At 55.1% G+C, this 15,509-nt stretch carries 14 protein-coding genes, 1 pseudogene and 1 other annotated feature; of the genes and pseudogenes, 14 read left to right on the top strand and 1 reads right to left on the bottom strand.

What is annotated here, in order from left to right:
* The first annotated feature begins 259 nt into the window (after window positions 1-259).
* The 14 genes and pseudogenes from ACVWZ0_RS09745 to ACVWZ0_RS09810 all read left to right on the top strand — a co-directional run bounded on the left by ACVWZ0_RS09745 (window position 260) and on the right by ACVWZ0_RS09810 (window position 14,133).
* Window positions 260-1,015, top strand: a complete 756-nt coding sequence (locus tag ACVWZ0_RS09745) for a DUF481 domain-containing protein (RefSeq protein WP_253454464.1) — start codon at window positions 260-262, stop codon at window positions 1,013-1,015.
* Between the two features lie 445 nt (window positions 1,016-1,460).
* Window positions 1,461-3,389 carry a threonine--tRNA ligase gene (gene thrS, locus ACVWZ0_RS09750; protein WP_253454463.1) on the top strand — a complete coding sequence of 643 codons (1,929 nt, stop codon included), beginning with the start codon at window positions 1,461-1,463 and terminating at the stop codon, window positions 3,387-3,389.
* A 3-nt stretch (window positions 3,390-3,392) separates the two neighbouring features.
* Window positions 3,393-3,944 (top strand): translation initiation factor IF-3, encoded by a 552-nt coding sequence (infC, locus tag ACVWZ0_RS09755; RefSeq protein ID WP_125289758.1) that lies wholly within the window; start codon window positions 3,393-3,395, stop codon window positions 3,942-3,944.
* A 92-nt stretch (window positions 3,945-4,036) separates the two neighbouring features.
* Window positions 4,037-4,234, top strand: coding sequence for a 50S ribosomal protein L35 (gene rpmI, locus ACVWZ0_RS09760; protein ID WP_010275699.1), 198 nt, complete (start codon window positions 4,037-4,039; stop codon window positions 4,232-4,234).
* Window positions 4,235-4,275: 41 nt separating this feature from the next.
* Window positions 4,276-4,632, top strand: a complete 357-nt coding sequence (rplT, locus tag ACVWZ0_RS09765; RefSeq protein WP_016169860.1) for a 50S ribosomal protein L20 — start codon at window positions 4,276-4,278, stop codon at window positions 4,630-4,632.
* Between the two features lie 106 nt (window positions 4,633-4,738).
* Window positions 4,739-4,864, top strand: a sequence feature (Phe leader region).
* A gap of 80 nt (window positions 4,865-4,944) precedes the next feature.
* Complete coding sequence (gene pheS / locus ACVWZ0_RS09770) at window positions 4,945-5,928, top strand: phenylalanine--tRNA ligase subunit alpha (RefSeq protein ID WP_253454462.1); 984 nt, start codon at window positions 4,945-4,947, stop codon at window positions 5,926-5,928.
* A 15-nt stretch (window positions 5,929-5,943) separates the two neighbouring features.
* Window positions 5,944-8,331, top strand: coding sequence for a phenylalanine--tRNA ligase subunit beta (gene pheT, locus ACVWZ0_RS09775; RefSeq protein WP_253454461.1), 2,388 nt, complete (start codon window positions 5,944-5,946; stop codon window positions 8,329-8,331).
* A 4-nt stretch (window positions 8,332-8,335) separates the two neighbouring features.
* Window positions 8,336-8,635, top strand: a complete 300-nt coding sequence (gene ihfA / locus ACVWZ0_RS09780) for an integration host factor subunit alpha (protein WP_004157378.1) — start codon at window positions 8,336-8,338, stop codon at window positions 8,633-8,635.
* A gap of 90 nt (window positions 8,636-8,725) precedes the next feature.
* Window positions 8,726-9,709 (top strand): vitamin B12 ABC transporter permease BtuC, encoded by a 984-nt coding sequence (gene btuC, locus ACVWZ0_RS09785; protein WP_253454460.1) that lies wholly within the window; start codon window positions 8,726-8,728, stop codon window positions 9,707-9,709.
* A 41-nt stretch (window positions 9,710-9,750) separates the two neighbouring features.
* Window positions 9,751-10,296 (top strand): glutathione peroxidase, encoded by a 546-nt coding sequence (locus ACVWZ0_RS09790; RefSeq protein ID WP_253454459.1) that lies wholly within the window; start codon window positions 9,751-9,753, stop codon window positions 10,294-10,296.
* Window positions 10,297-11,031: a vitamin B12 ABC transporter ATP-binding protein BtuD gene (gene btuD / locus ACVWZ0_RS09795; protein ID WP_253454458.1), complete on the top strand. Its 735-nt coding sequence runs from the start codon at window positions 10,297-10,299 to the stop codon at window positions 11,029-11,031.
* A gap of 30 nt (window positions 11,032-11,061) precedes the next feature.
* Window positions 11,062-11,520: a C40 family peptidase gene (locus tag ACVWZ0_RS09800; RefSeq protein WP_253454457.1), complete on the top strand. Its 459-nt coding sequence runs from the start codon at window positions 11,062-11,064 to the stop codon at window positions 11,518-11,520.
* 330 nt (window positions 11,521-11,850) lie between these two features.
* Entirely contained in the window at window positions 11,851-12,591 is a 741-nt protein-coding gene (locus ACVWZ0_RS09805; RefSeq protein WP_253454456.1) for an EAL domain-containing protein, read from the top strand.
* A 101-nt stretch (window positions 12,592-12,692) separates the two neighbouring features.
* A pseudogene (locus ACVWZ0_RS09810) lies at window positions 12,693-14,133 on the top strand (protein adenylyltransferase SelO).
* Window positions 14,134-14,372: 239 nt separating this feature from the next.
* Here the strand turns inward: ACVWZ0_RS09810 and ACVWZ0_RS09815 are convergent.
* Complete coding sequence (locus tag ACVWZ0_RS09815; RefSeq protein ID WP_253454454.1) at window positions 14,373-15,419, bottom strand: 3-deoxy-7-phosphoheptulonate synthase; 1,047 nt, start codon at window positions 15,417-15,419, stop codon at window positions 14,373-14,375.
* Window positions 15,420-15,509: the final 90 nt, after the last annotated feature.

Here is a 15,509-nt window from a genome sequence, read left to right on the forward strand (position 1 = left end):
CATTATTACGTAACAGGCAATGCTTTGACATATTTATGTCTGCCGAAAGCCAGATTGCCGAAGAACATACGAGGAAAAGCAGGCTGCGCCGGGTCGCGCTGATAAGAATAGTCCCATTTAGAGTAGGGTGAGCCTGATTCATAAGCATCCGGAAGCATTTAACAAAATGTTACTATTCTTTCAATAAAAGAGATTGAACGCCCGGTAAAACTCTTCAGACTCACCTCTTTTCAATTCTCAGTGGTATGGATCTTATTTAATGAAAGCGCTTAACAAGTTGTCGGCAGTTCTTTTACTTTCCGGCGGAGTTTTTTGTCACCAGGCACTGGCGGACAATAATGTCTTTACCGTCATGGACGATCCTTCTACGGCCAAAAAGAACTTTGAAGGCAATGCGGCGGCGGGTTACCTGGCTCAGACCGGCAACACCACCAGCTCCTCGCTGACGGCCAGCACCAACATGACCTGGTATCAGAACCAGATGGCCTACAGCCTGTGGGGTAACGCCAGCAACACTTCTTCCAACGATGAGCGTTCTTCTGAAACCTATCAGGTTGGCGGCCGTTCACGTTATAACCTGAACCCTTCCGATTACCTGTTTGGTCAGGCCAGCTGGTTAAGCGATCGTTTCAACGGCTACGACGGCCGCTCTATTCTGGCTGCCGGTTACGGTCGCCAGATCCTGAACGGTCCGGTGCACTCGCTGCGTCTGGAAGCCGGTCCTGGCGTACGCTATGACGATTACCACGATGGCGGTCATGAGACGCAGGCGCTGGCTTACGGCGCGGCCAGCTATCAGTGGCAGCTGACCGACACCACTAAATTTGTCCAGGGCGTTTCCGTGCTGGGTAGCGATGACACCACGGTGAACTCCGAAACCGGTTTACAGGTGGCGATTAACGCCCACTTCTCGCTGAAGATGGCCTATAACGTGACCTGGAACCAGAATCCACCGTCATCCGCACCGGATAAAACCGATACCAAAACCACTATTCAGCTTTCTTACGCCATGTAAAAAGCCTGCCGGGCCACGTTTCTGTGGCCCGCCTGGTTGTTCCGTCCAGCGCTTCACGCTTGCTTTTCACCATTTTTAAAGCCGCCCCGGCACGATACTCTCACCACAAGCTTATGGCGCTCCTCAGCGGAGCTGTGGCTATAGGGGAAAACCACCTTACAGCTTGCGGTCAGATATCCCGTTTAACGTAAAGCCATCGGCAGCGGATTTTGCGGCGCGGATTCCTGATTCTGCATCCCGCCGTGCATTTCGGCGCTATGACGTGTAAGATATTACTCCTTCAAAGGTTTTTGCCGACGGCAGGCTTTTGACTCTGTGTATCAGGCGCTGTTCCAAATTGACAACTGTGAGTTGATTTTAAGAGACACCAGCCTGATATATATACTAAACCTGAATTTTGTATGTAGCCTTGCGTATGGGTTACCACTGCAGCTAAGGACGTATCATGCCCGTAATTACACTTCCTGATGGAAGTCAGCGTACCTTCGATCACGCCGTTAGCGTGATGGAGATTGCCCAGGACATCGGTCCGGGCCTGGCGAAAGCCTGTATCGCAGGCCGCGTAAACGGCGAGCTGGTGGATGCGGTCGATCCGATCGCGGAAGACGCGAACGTCGCCATCATTACCGCTAAAGATGAAGCCGGACTGGAAATTATTCGCCACTCCTGCGCGCACCTGTTGGGACACGCGATCAAGCAGCTGTGGCCAGATACCAAAATGGCAATCGGCCCGGTTATCGACAACGGTTTTTACTACGATGTCGATATGGATCATACCCTGACCCAGGAAGATATCGAGCTGCTGGAAAAGCGTATGCACCAGCTGGCCGAAACGAATTATGACGTCGTCAAGAAAAAGGTAAGCTGGCAGGAGGCGCGTGACGCTTTTGCTGCCCGTGGCGAAACCTATAAAATGACTATTCTTGACGAAAATATCAGTCACGACGACCGTCCGGGCCTCTATCATCACGAAGAGTACGTGGATATGTGCCGTGGCCCGCACGTGCCTAGCATGCGCTTCTGCCATCACTTTAAGCTGCAGAAAATTTCCGGCGCTTACTGGCGCGGCGACAGCAACAACAAAATGCTGCAGCGTATCTACGGTACCGCCTGGGCGGATAAAAAGCAGCTGTCTGCCTATCTGCAACGCCTGGAAGAAGCGGCCAAGCGTGACCACCGTAAAATCGGTAAACAGCTTGACCTGTATCATATGCAGGAAGAAGCGCCGGGCATGGTGTTCTGGCACAACGACGGCTGGACAATTTTCCGCGAGCTGGAAGTTTTTGTCCGCAGCAAACTAACTGAGTATGACTATCAGGAAGTGAAAGGTCCGCTGATGATGGACCGCGTGCTGTGGGAGAAAACCGGCCACTGGGAAAACTATAAAGAAGCGATGTTCACGACCTCTTCGGAGAACCGTGAATACTGCATCAAGCCAATGAATTGCCCTGGTCACGTGCAAATTTTCAATCAGGGTCTAAAATCTTACCGCGACCTGCCGCTACGTATGGCGGAATTTGGTAGCTGCCATCGCAACGAGCCGTCTGGCGCGCTGCATGGCCTGATGCGCGTACGCGGCTTCACTCAGGACGACGCCCATATCTTCTGTACGGAAGAGCAGGTGCGCGCTGAAGTGAATAGCTGCATCCGTATGGTGTACGACATGTACAGCACCTTCGGTTTTGAAAAAATCGTGGTGAAACTGTCAACCCGTCCGGTTAAGCGCATCGGTAGTGACGAACAGTGGGATCGTGCAGAGGCCGATCTGGCTGCCGCGCTGAAAGAGAACGCTATTCCGTTCGAGTATCAGCCGGGCGAGGGCGCATTTTACGGCCCTAAAATTGAGTTCACCCTGCATGACTGTCTGGATCGCGCATGGCAGTGTGGCACCGTTCAGCTGGACTTCTCGCTGCCGGGCCGCCTGAGCGCCTCCTACGTGGGTGAAAATAATGAACGTCAGGTGCCGGTGATGATCCACCGCGCTATCCTGGGTTCTGTGGAGCGCTTTATCGGTATTTTGACCGAAGAGTACGCCGGTTTCTTCCCGACCTGGCTGGCTCCTGTACAAGTAGTGGTGATGAATATCACCGATGGCCAGTCCGAATATGTTGCAGAATTGACCCAAAAACTTCAGAATGCGGGCATTCGTGTAAAAGCGGACTTGAGAAACGAGAAGATTGGCTTTAAAATCCGCGAGCACACGTTACGTCGTGTCCCCTATATGTTGGTCTGTGGTGATAAAGAGGTGGAAGCAGGCAAGGTTGCCGTTCGCACCCGCCGTGGTAAAGACCTGGGCAGCATGGACGTAAACGAAGCGATCGCGAAGCTGCAGGATGAAATCCGCAGTCGCAATCTTCATCAACTGGAGGAATAAGGTATTAAAGGCGGAAAACGAGTTCAACCGGCGCGTCCTAATCGCATTAACAAAGAAATCCGCGCCACCGAGGTTCGTCTGACTGGCGTCGATGGCGAGCAGATTGGTATTGTCAGTCTGAATGAGGCTTTAGAAAAAGCAGAGGAAGCAGGCGTTGATTTAGTAGAAATCAGCCCTAACGCCGAGCCGCCCGTTTGCCGTATCATGGATTACGGCAAATTCCTTTACGAGAAAAGCAAATCTTCTAAAGAACAGAAGAAAAAGCAAAAGATTATCCAGGTTAAGGAAATTAAATTCCGTCCTGGTACCGATGATGGCGACTATCAGGTAAAACTACGCAACCTGATTCGCTTTCTGGAAGAGGGTGATAAAGCTAAAATCACGCTGCGTTTCCGCGGTCGTGAGATGGCGCACCAGCAGATCGGTATGGAAATGCTTAACCGCGTCCGTAAAGATCTGTGTGAAGACATGGATCTGGCGATTGTCGAATCCTTCCCTTCGAAGATCGAAGGTCGTCAGATGATCATGGTGCTCGCTCCTAAGAAGAAACAGTAGGCCATAAAGTAGCAGCGGTTCGGCGGTTCGCCGCCGATCGCTGTTCGCCTGCCTGTTTTATTTTATTAACAATGCGAAGTGGATGTTTTTAAATGCCAAAGATTAAAACTGTACGTGGCGCGGCTAAGCGCTTCAAGAAGACCGCCTCTGGCGGCTTCAAGCGTAAGCACGCAAACCTGCGTCATATTCTGACCAAAAAATCTACTAAGCGTAAGCGTCACCTGCGTCCGAAAGGCCTGGTGTCTAAAGGCGATCTGGGTCTGGTTATTGCCTGCCTGCCGTACGCATAAGTCTATTTTTTTTAATTCAGAATATTAAACAGGAGAGCTAAATGGCTCGTGTAAAACGTGGTGTAGTTGCTCGCGCACGTCACAAAAAAATCTTAAAACAAGCTAAAGGCTACTACGGTGCACGTTCACGTGTTTACCGCGTTGCTTTCCAGGCTGTTATCAAAGCTGGTCAGTATGCTTACCGTGACCGTCGTCAGCGTAAGCGTCAGTTCCGTCAGCTGTGGATCGCGCGTATCAACGCAGCGGCACGCACTAACGGTATTTCTTACAGCCGTTTCATCAATGGCCTGAAAAAGGCTTCGATTGAAATCGACCGTAAGATCCTGGCTGACATCGCCGTATTCGACAAAGTGGCATTTACTGCCCTGGTCGAAAAAGCGAAATCAGCTCTGGCGTAAGTCAGGTGAAAGAGGGAGCTTGCTCCCTCTTTTATTTTGTAACCGCAGCAAAAGATTGACATTTTTGTCCATGCGTTTTTCAATAGAGCCTCTTTTGACGACCAGGCAACGCATTATGACCGCGAATTTCCGTTTCTTTTTTTACTTTAGCACCTGAACATCGGGGGCTTGTGCGCAAAGAAAAGAAACGAAAAATCGCGCTGAAAGCCTCCCTCGTGGAGGCTTTTTTGTTTCTGGCGCGGCAGATCCAGGGCGCCTTGTCGTCCCCATAAAAAAACAGACCGGCCACGGCGGCTGGAAGAAGAGGAAAGCATGTCACATCTCGCAGAACTGGTGGCGAACGCGCAAGCGGCCATTAAGAATGCACACGATGTTGTCGCGTTAGATACGGTACGCGTTGAATATCTGGGCAAAAAAGGGCAGCTTACGCTGCAGATGACCACGCTGCGCGACCTGCCTGCCGAAGATCGTCCGGCAGCGGGCGCGGTGATCAACGAGGCCAAACAGCAGGTGCAGGAAGCGCTGACCGCGCGTAAAAACGAGCTGGAGTCGGCAGAGCTGAACGCTCGCCTGGCGCAGGAGACCATTGATGTTTCGCTGCCGGGACGCCGCATCGAAAACGGCGGTCTGCATCCTGTGACCCGCACGATCGATCGTATCGAGACATTCTTTGGCGAGCTGGGTTTTGCCGTGGAAACCGGCCCGGAGATCGAAGATGATTACCATAACTTTGACGCGCTGAATATTCCGGGACACCACCCGGCGCGCGCCGATCACGACACCTTCTGGTTCGACGCCACGCGCCTGCTGCGTACCCAGACTTCCGGCGTGCAGATCCGCACCATGAAAAACCAGCAGCCGCCGATCCGCGTTATCGCGCCGGGCCGCGTCTACCGTAACGATTACGACCAGACTCATACGCCGATGTTCCACCAGATGGAAGGCCTGATCGTGGATAAAAACATCAGCTTTACCAACCTGAAAGGCACGCTGCACGATTTCCTGCGCAACTTCTTTGAAGAAGATCTCCAGATCCGCTTCCGTCCTTCCTATTTCCCGTTTACCGAGCCTTCTGCGGAAGTGGACGTGATGGGCAAAAACGGCAAGTGGCTGGAAGTGCTGGGCTGCGGCATGGTGCATCCGAACGTATTGCGCAACGTTGGCATCGATCCGGAAATCTATTCCGGCTTCGCCTTCGGGATGGGTATGGAGCGTCTGACCATGTTGCGCTATGGCGTAACCGATCTGCGTGCCTTCTTCGAAAATGATTTACGTTTCCTCAAACAGTTTAAATAAGAGCGGGTAAAACCTATGAAATTCAGCGAACTCTGGTTACGTGAGTGGGTTAACCCAGCCATCGACAGCGCAGCGCTCAGCGAACAGATCACCATGGCCGGTCTGGAAGTGGACGGCGTGGAAGCGGTAGCCGGTGCTTTTCACGGCGTGGTGGTGGGCGAAGTAGTAGAGTGCGGACAGCACCCGAACGCCGACAAACTGCGCGTTACCAAAATTAACGTGGGCGGCGACCGCCTGCTGGATATCGTCTGCGGCGCGCCAAACTGCCGTCAGGGTCTGAAGGTGGCTGTGGCAACGGTGGGCGCGGTGCTGCCGGGCGATTTTAAAATCAAAGCGGCCAAACTGCGCGGCGAGCCGTCGGAAGGGATGCTCTGCTCTTATTCCGAACTGGGAATTTCCGACGATCACAACGGCATTATCGAACTGCCGCTGGACGCGACTGTCGGCACCGATATTCGTGACTACCTCAAGCTTGACGACAACACCATTGAAATCAGCGTGACGCCAAACCGTGCGGACTGCCTGGGCATTATCGGCATTGCGCGCGACGTTGCCGTGCTGAACAAGCTGCCGTTAAACGAGCCAGCTATTGAGCCGGTTGCCGCTACGATTGCAGAAACCTTCCCGATCCGCGTGGATGCGGTTGACGCCTGTCCGCGCTATCTGGGACGCGTGATCAAGGGCATCAACGTCAAGGCCGCCACGCCGCTATGGATGAAAGAAAAGCTGCGTCGCTGCGGCATTCGCTCTATCGATCCGGTGGTGGATATCACCAACTATGTGCTGCTTGAGCTGGGCCAGCCGATGCACGCTTTCGATCTTGACCGCGTAGACGGCGGGATTGTGGTGCGCATGGCGGAAGAGGGCGAAGCGCTGACGCTGCTGGACGGCGCGGAAGTGAAGCTAAGCGCGGATACGTTAGTTATTGCCGATCACCACAAAGCGCTGGCGATGGGCGGTATCTTTGGCGGCGAACACTCCGGCGTGAACGAAGAAACCACTAACGTTCTGTTCGAGTGCGCCTTCTTCAGCCCGCTTTCTGTCACCGGCCGTGCGCGTCGTCATGGACTGCACACCGATGCTTCCCATCGCTACGAGCGCGGCGTCGATCCGCAGCTGCAATATAAAGCGCTGGAGCGCGCAACGCGTCTGCTGCTCGATATTTGCGGCGGCGAGGCCGGGCCGGTTATCGATCAAACCAACGAGGCGACGCTGCCTGCGCGCGCCACTATCACGCTGCGCCGTGAAAAGCTGGATCGCCTGATTGGTCACGTGATTGCCGACAACGAGGTCAGCGATATTCTGCGTCGTTTAGGCTGTGACGTCACGGAAGGCGAAGGCGTCTGGCAGGCCGTGGCGCCGGGCTGGCGTTTCGATATGCAGATTGAGGAAGATCTGGTCGAAGAAGTGGCGCGCGTTTACGGCTACAACAATATTCCTGACGTGCCGGTGCAGGCGGGTCTGGTAATGACCTCGCACCGTGAAGCGAACCTGTCGCTGAAGCGGGTAAAAGCGATGCTGGTGGATAAAGGCTATCAGGAAGCGATTACCTATAGCTTTGTCGATCCTAAAGTGCAGGCATTGCTGCATCCGGGCGAGGAAAACCTGGTACTGCCAAGCCCGATTTCAGTTGAGATGTCGGCAATGCGGCTCTCGCTGTGGACGGGCCTGCTCTCTGCCGTTGTCTACAACCAGAATCGCCAGCAGAGCCGCGTACGCCTGTTTGAAAGCGGCCTGCGCTTTGTGCCTGATACACAGGCAAACCTGGGGATCCGGCAGGACGTTATGCTGGCGGGCGTTATCAGCGGCGCGCGTTATGAAGAACACTGGGATCTGGCGCGTCAGGCAGTTGACTTCTATGATTTAAAAGGTGATTTGGAGTCCGTCCTCGATTTGACCGGTAAACTGGCCGACATCCAGTTCCGGGCCGAAGCGCATCCGGCCCTGCACCCGGGACAGAGCGCCGGCATTTATTTGCAGGAACAGCGCATCGGTTATCTGGGCGTGGTTCATCCGGAACTTGAGCGGAAACTGGATCTTAACGGCCGTACCGTGGTCTTCGAACTGGAGTGGGATAAGGTGTCAGACCGCGTCCTGCCTGAGGCGAGCGAGATTTCACGTTTCCCGGCAAACCGTCGTGATATCGCCGTTCTGGTGGCGGAAAACGTGCCCGCAGCAGATATTATCGCCGAATGTAAGAAAGTTGGCGTAAATCAGGTAGTTGGCGTAAACTTGTTTGATGTGTACCGCGGTAAGGGTGTTAATGAAGGTTTTAAGAGCCTTGCTATCAGCCTGATTTTGCAAGATACCGGCCGGACACTCGAAGAAGAGGAGATCGCTGCAACCGTCGCCAAATGTGTTGCGGCGTTAAAAGAGCGATTCCAGGCAACCTTGAGGGATTGAACCTATGGCGCTTACAAAAGCTGAGATGTCTGAATACCTGTTTGAAAAGCTGGGGCTTAGCAAACGGGATGCCAAAGAGCTGGTAGAGCTGTTTTTTGAAGAGGTACGTCGCGCTTTAGAAAACGGCGAGCAGGTAAAACTGTCAGGATTTGGTAACTTCGACCTTCGCGACAAAAATCAACGTCCGGGACGTAATCCTAAAACGGGCGAGGATATTCCGATTACGGCGCGTCGCGTGGTGACTTTCCGGCCGGGGCAAAAGCTCAAAAGCCGGGTTGAGAACGCTACGCCGAAAGAAGACTGACCAGTGCTCTGCAAAAGGCCGCTTACGCGGCCTTTTTTATCGCTGAATTTCCGCTAACCCTGCCCGTTTCCATTAGCCAGGCCTGGATTTATGACTCTGCTTTCTCAACGGATCGCGCTGGCCCGTCGGCATCAGCGACGCTGGCTCTGCATCCTGAGCATTTTCTGCGTGTTGGTTTTTCTGCTTAGCCTCTGCGCCGGCGACCGCTGGCTTTTTCCGCAAAGCTGGTTCAGCGGTGAAAACCGGCTGTTTGTCTGGCAACTGCGGCTGCCGCGTTCGCTGGCGGTGCTGCTGGTCGGCGCGGCGCTGGCCGTGACCGGCGCGGTGATGCAGGCGCTGTTTGAAAATCCGCTGGCGGAGCCGGGCCTGCTTGGCGTCGCCAACGGCTCAGGCCTTGGGCTGGTGCTGGGGATTTTTAGCGGCGTGACCGGGCTGTGGCCGCTAAGCTTTTTCGCCATTGCAGGCGCGCTGTTGATTACCTTTATCCTGCTGCGTTTTTCCCGCCGCTCGCTTTCCACCAGCCGCCTGTTGCTGGCGGGCGTGGCCTTAGGCATTATCTGTAGCGCGGGCATGACGTGGCTGGTCTATTTCAGCGCCAGCCTGGATCTGCGCCAGCTAATGTACTGGATGATGGGCGGCTTTAGCGGCGTGGACTGGCGCTACGGCGGGCTGATGCTGGCGCTGCTGCCGGTGCTGCTGTGGCTATGCCGCCAGTGGCGCGTGCTGAATTTGCTGGCGCTGGGCGAGGTTTCCGCCCGCCAGCTCGGCCTGCCGCTGCTGCTGTGGCGCAATTTGCTGGTGCTGGCGACAGGCTGGCTGATTGGCGTCAGCGTGGCGCTGGCCGGGGCGATCGGCTTTGTCGGCCTGGTCATTCCGCATATTTTGCGGCTGAACAACCTGAGCGATCATCGTATGCTGTTGCCGGCCTGCGCGCTGGCGGGCGGCGGCGTACTGCTGGCGGCCGATATCCTGGCCCGTATCGCCATTGCCTCGGCGGAGCTGCCGATTGGCGTGGTGACGGCCACGCTGGGCGCGCCGGTTTTTATCTGGCTGTTGTTACGTAACCGGGCCTGACCTGCGGCCCGCTTTTTTCTCTACTGAAACAGGAAAAACCAATGAGTATTTACGATACAGAACTGGTGACGCTGGATGGCGAACCGACGACGCTGGCGCAGTGGCAGGGCAACGTACTGCTGATCGTTAATGTCGCCTCTAAGTGCGGCCTGACGCCGCAGTATGAGCAGTTGGAAAATATTCACAAAGCCTGGCAGGATCGGGGTTTTGCCGTGCTTGGCTTCCCCTGCAACGCGTTTCTGGAGCAGGAGCCGGGCAGCAACGAAGAGATTAAAACGTTTTGCAGCACCACCTATGGCGTAACCTTCCCGATGTTCAGTAAAATCGAGGTCAACGGCCCGCATCGGCATCCGCTCTATCGCCAGCTGATTGCGGCAAGACCGGAAGCGGTAGCGCCGGAAAATAGCGGTTTCCTGGCGCGTATGAGCAGTAAAGGACGCGCGCCAAAAGAGCCGGGCGACATTTTATGGAACTTCGAAAAGTTCCTGGTTGGTCGCGACGGCACGGTGGTACAGCGCTTCTCGCCGGATATGACGCCGGAAGATCCTATTGTGATGGAAAGTATCAAAGCGGCGCTGGCAAAATAGATGCTGTTGCAGTGTGAGGACGTTGCGGTCGCGCAGCGCCTCGCGCCCTTTACCGCCAGCGTTGATAAGGGCGAGCTGATCCATCTGCTTGGCCCTAACGGGGCAGGTAAAAGCGCCTTACTGGCGGCGCTGGCGGGATTGTTGCCGGCGGAAGGGCGTATCGTTTTCAACGGCACGCCGCTGTCGGCCTGGAACGGCTATGCGCTGGCCCGCCATCGCGCTTATCTGGCCCAGCAGCAGCGACCACCTGGCAGTATGCCGGTCTGGCATTACCTTAAGCAGCATCAGCTGGTGGACGAGGGCGATCGGATACTGATAACCCTTTGCGAAACTTTTCAGCTGGCGGATAAACTGGCTCGCTCGCTTAACCGCCTCTCCGGCGGGGAATGGCAGCGGGTGCGTCTGGTGGCGGTGCTCTGTCAGACTGCGCAGCCGGAAGGGCAGCTGCTGCTGCTGGATGAGCCGTTAACCGGTTTGGATCTGGCACAGCAGGCCGCGTTCGATCGCTGTGTGGCCGCCAGGGTCGCAGAAGGCCTGACGATTATCATGAGCGGACACGACATCAATCATTCATTGCATCACGCCCGGCGCATCTGGCTGCTGCAAGAGGGGGTTTTAGTGAGGCAGGGCGCCACGGAAGAGGTGTTACGGCCGGAAACGCTGTCGGCGGTGTATCACGTGCCTTTCAGAAAAATAGATGTAGAAGGACAATCGCTGTTGACCACGCTGTTTTAAACCAGCGGCAAAGAATAAAGGGAATCTGTTATGCGCTACCTGGTCTTATTACTGGCTATCCTGCTGGCGGGCTGTAGCAGCCATGCGCCGCCGCCGAACGGCCATCTTTCCGATTCCATTATGGTTATCGCCCGGCTGAACGAACAGCTCAGCGAGTGGCGCGGCACGCCCTATCGCTACGGCGGCATGGGACGCAGAGGCGTTGACTGCTCCGGGTTCGTTTATCTGACCTTTCGCGATCGCTTTGATTTGCAGCTGCCGCGTACGACGCTTGCGCAAACGAAAACGGGAACGCGCATCGGTAAAAAGGATCTGTTGCCTGGCGATTTACTGTTTTTTAAAACCGGCGAGGGAGAAAACGGTTTGCACGTCGGCATTTATGATACTGACGACCAGTTTATCCATGCTTCTACCAGCCAGGGCGTAATCCGATCGTCGCTGAATAACGTGTACTGGAAAAAAGTTTTCTGGCAGGCGAGGCGTATTTAATTAATATAGCCTGCTAACGAATTTCAGAAAAGGCTTATCTATCCGCCGGTTAACTTTTGTGGCTATAATAAACCCGGCGGGCCGGTTTAGCAGCTTATTGCATCAGGCTTTAACCAGCCCGTTAAAAGTGATTTCCCGTGTCGGATTTTGTAAAGATAGTTTAAAGAAATGCGCCACGGGGATATCTCAGCACGAAACTATGCTTTAATAGTAAAGCATTTTTTCTTGCTGAATATGTGATAGCTTAACCCGCTATGGGTTTTTATCCTGGTCGGTGTACAACAGGCGTATTAATGCGCCGTACGGCGGCTGCATCATGGCTGAATAAAAATGAATATCCATCTGGAAGCGGATTATAAAAGTCACACAGCTTTTAACCCGATCTACCGTTTCGGCGGGCAGCTTATCGCCGTCGAATTGCTCACGCATTTTTCCCACAGTACCGCTAACGTCGCCATCCCTCAGGAACTTTTACTACCACAGCTCAATACAGATCAGCGTATTCTTTTATTACAGAATCAGATCAACTGCATTGAACGACACGCCGATTTTTTTAGTCAGGAAAGAGTGAAGGTCACGCTGAAAATAGACGAACTGCTGGCACAAACCATCCTTGATAGCGAGTTTCTGAGCCGCAAACTGGACGCGCTGGCGTGGCTGGAGCTGGAAATTAGCGAAAGTTTCACCGACTTAAAGTTGGGGAAAGATCACCCCGGCCTGATGGCGCTCAGTGAAAGGTTTGATTTAAGCCTGGCGAATTACGGCGCAGGAAAAGCGCCGTCAAAAGCAGTATACGACAATCTCTTTTCCCGTATTAAGCTCGATAAAGGCTTTATTCAGCATAATATTAATCGGATCTCTTTTCAGCCGTTTATCAGTACGCTGCTGGAGCATATTAAGCCCCATTGCCAGCAGGTTATTGTCCAGGGCGTGGACGATATTACCGGCCTGGAAAAAGTCAGCCGCTATCAGTTCGACGGTATTCAAAGCGCGCTGTTTTCTCCGGTAACGGGAGAGTCGCTTTCCTCGCTGATTGTGCCGCCGAAAGAGCTGACAGGCGAAGCGATGTAATATCCCTTTACTCTCTCTGTGTTTACCGCAGCGTATGAGGTTTACACTTAAAGCCGGTACCGAAAGCGCATCAGGGCGTCGGTAAACAGTAAGGGGAGCGTATGCATTTTAACAATAGCTGGCATGACGAGCTGGCGGGATTTTATACCGCCCTCAATCCTACGCCGCTGAAAAAACCCACGTCTGCTTTATCATAGCGCGCCGCTTGCGCGGGAGCTGGGGCTGGACGAAAGCTGGTTCACCGCCGATAAAACCGCTATCTGGAGCGGCGCGCAGCTGCTACCGGGCATGCAGCCGCTGGCGCAGGTGTACAGCGGACATCAGTTTGGCGTCTGGGCGGGACAGCTGGGCGACGGGCGCGGCATCCTGCTGGGCGAACAGCAGCTGGACGACGGCCGTAAAATGGACTGGCACCTGAAAGGCGCGGGCCTGACGCCCTATTCACGTATGGGCGACGGGCGCGCCGTGCTGCGCTCTTCGCTGCGCGAATTTCTTGCCTCCGAAGCGATGCATCACCTTGGTATCCCCACATCCCGCGCGCTGACGGTTGTCACCAGCGACGAGCCTGTGCAGCGGGAAACCACCGAGCGCGGCGCCATGCTGCTGCGCGTTGCGGAAAGCCACGCCCGTTTCGGCCACTTCGAGCATTTCTTTTACGCGCAGCAGCCGGAAAAAGTCCGCCAGCTGGCTGACTATTTAATCCGTCATCACTGGCCGCATTTGCAGGAGGAGCAGGATCGCTATCTGCTCTGGTTCCGTGATGTGGTCAGGCGCACGGCCAGGCTAATCGCCCAGTGGCAGAGCGTCGGTTTTGCGCATGGCGTAATGAATACCGATAACATGTCGGTATTAGGGATAACGCTGGATTACGGCCCGTACGGTTTCCTGGACGACTACAAACCGGATTTTATCTGCAATCATTCTGACTATCAGGGGCGCTACAGCTTCGATAATCAACCGGTGGTGGGGCTGTGGAACCTGAACAGGCTGGCGCACGCGCTTTCCGGGCTGCTGGATACCGCCCAGCTGAAGCAGGCGCTGGCGGAATACGAGCCGGAGCTGATGCAGTGTTGGGGCGACAGGATGCGCGCGAAGCTGGGGCTGCTGACGCAGGATAAAGACGATAACAACATTCTGACCGGGCTGTTGTCGCTGATGACTAAAGAGGGCAGCGACTATACGCTGACTTTCCGCATGCTGTGCGATACCGAGCAGCAGCAGTCGCGTTCGCCGCTGCGGGATGAGTTTATCGATCGTGAAGCCTTTGACAGCTGGTACAACATTTACCGTCAGCGGTTACTGCAGGAAGAGAGCGACGACGCTACGCGTCAGCAAAAGATGAAGCAGGTCAATCCGGCCGTGGTGTTAAGGAACTATCTGGCCCAGCAGGCGATTGAACAGGCCGAGCAGAATGACGTCAGCGTGCTGGCCAGGCTACACCAGGCGCTAATCAGGCCTTTTGATGACGCGCCGGAGTTTGCCGATTTAATGCGGCGTCCGCCAGACTGGGGTAAAAAGCTGGAGGTCAGCTGTTCGAGCTAAAGCGGGCGCGATGCAGGCTTGAACGAGGGTGATTAAACGGACGTGATGCAGGCTTGAACAAGGGTGATTAAACGGACGTGATGCAGGCTTGAACGAGGGTGATTAAACGGGCGTGATGCAGGCTTTAACGAGGGTAATTAAACGGACGTGATGCAGGCTTCAACAAAGATGATAAAGCGGCAGGCAGGGTACGCCAGCGCGTCCATGCGCACGGTGTCCTGCCTGCTTTCAGGCCTGTCTTAGCGCCTCACTTTAATCGCCTCGGCCAGCTGCGCTAACACCTCTTCGCTGTCATCCCAGCCCAGGCAGGGGTCGGTAATCGACTGGCCGTATACCAGCGGCGTACCGGCCTGCACTTTCTGGGTGCCTTCCTTCAGGAAACTTTCAATCATTACGCCGGCAATCGACGACGAACCGTCGCGGATCTGCTGCGCTACGGACGCGGCGACCTCTTTTTGCAGGCGGTGCTGTTTCAGACAGTTGCCGTGGCTGAAATCAATAACCAGCCGTTCCGGCAGCCTGTGTTCGCGCAGGCTGGCGGCAGCGGCGGCGACGTCTTCCGCATGATAGTTTGGCCGCTTGCCGCCGCGCATAATGATGTGGCCAGACGGGTTGCCGCTGGTCTGATAAATGGTCATCTGTCCATGCTTGTCCGGCGACAGGAACATGTGGCTGGCGCGGGCAGCGCGTATCGCATCGACCGCAATCTGAATATTACCGTCCGTGCCGTTTTTAAAGCCAACGGGACAGGAAAGCGCGGAAGCCATTTCGCGGTGGATTTGGCTTTCTGTGGTACGGGCGCCGATGGCTCCCCAGCTGATGAGATCTGCCAGGAACTGACCCACCACCATATCCAGGAATTCGGTGGCCGTAGGCATGCCCAACCGGTTGATCTCCAGCAGCAGCTCGCGCGCTACGGCCAGGCCGTGATTCACCCGGAAACTGCCGTCAAGATCGGGATCGGAAATCAGGCCTTTCCAGCCCACCACGGTGCGCGGTTTCTCAAAATAGGCGCGCATCACGATTTCCAGCTCGGCGGCATGGCGCTGGCGCAGCGCGTTAAGCTTCGCCGCATAGGCCAGCGCGGCGTCGGGATCGTGGAGCGAGCAGGGGCCGATCACCACCAGCAGGCGGCGATCTTCGCCGGACAAAATCCGGGCAATACGCTGGCGGGAAGCGGTCACGTTCGCGGCGATATCAGGCGTGATCGGGAAACGCTGCGCCAGTTCGTCAGGCGTAATCAGGCTCTCGATGCGCGCGGTCCGCAGTTCATCTGTCTTGTTCATAGTTGTCCAAAAATTTTTTTCTTCGCAGCGGCGGAAATACCGGGAAGTGATGGCGATCACAATAAACCCGACACGGCGTGGATTTCAACC

The sequence above is a fragment of the Erwinia sp. TECH1 genome (genome assembly GCF_054057575.1).

Bases quoted from the DNA above. Each gene is read 5' to 3' on its own strand.
- thrS (WP_253454463.1), top strand. From the start codon at position 1,461: ATGCCCGTAATTACACTTCCTGATGGAAGTCAGCGTACCTTCGATCAC.
- btuC (WP_253454460.1), top strand. From the start codon at position 8,726: ATGACTCTGCTTTCTCAACGGATCGCGCTGGCCCGTCGGCATCAGCGA.
- ACVWZ0_RS09800 (WP_253454457.1), top strand. From the start codon at position 11,062: ATGCGCTACCTGGTCTTATTACTGGCTATCCTGCTGGCGGGCTGTAGC.
- btuD (WP_253454458.1), top strand. From the start codon at position 10,297: ATGCTGTTGCAGTGTGAGGACGTTGCGGTCGCGCAGCGCCTCGCGCCC.
- rpmI (WP_010275699.1), top strand. From the start codon at position 4,037: ATGCCAAAGATTAAAACTGTACGTGGCGCGGCTAAGCGCTTCAAGAAG.
- ACVWZ0_RS09815 (WP_253454454.1), bottom strand. From the start codon at position 15,419: ATGAACAAGACAGATGAACTGCGGACCGCGCGCATCGAGAGCCTGATT.
- ACVWZ0_RS09805 (WP_253454456.1), top strand. From the start codon at position 11,851: ATGAATATCCATCTGGAAGCGGATTATAAAAGTCACACAGCTTTTAAC.
- pheT (WP_253454461.1), top strand. From the start codon at position 5,944: ATGAAATTCAGCGAACTCTGGTTACGTGAGTGGGTTAACCCAGCCATC.
- pheS (WP_253454462.1), top strand. From the start codon at position 4,945: ATGTCACATCTCGCAGAACTGGTGGCGAACGCGCAAGCGGCCATTAAG.
- rplT (WP_016169860.1), top strand. From the start codon at position 4,276: ATGGCTCGTGTAAAACGTGGTGTAGTTGCTCGCGCACGTCACAAAAAA.
- ACVWZ0_RS09745 (WP_253454464.1), top strand. From the start codon at position 260: ATGAAAGCGCTTAACAAGTTGTCGGCAGTTCTTTTACTTTCCGGCGGA.
- ihfA (WP_004157378.1), top strand. From the start codon at position 8,336: ATGGCGCTTACAAAAGCTGAGATGTCTGAATACCTGTTTGAAAAGCTG.
- ACVWZ0_RS09790 (WP_253454459.1), top strand. From the start codon at position 9,751: ATGAGTATTTACGATACAGAACTGGTGACGCTGGATGGCGAACCGACG.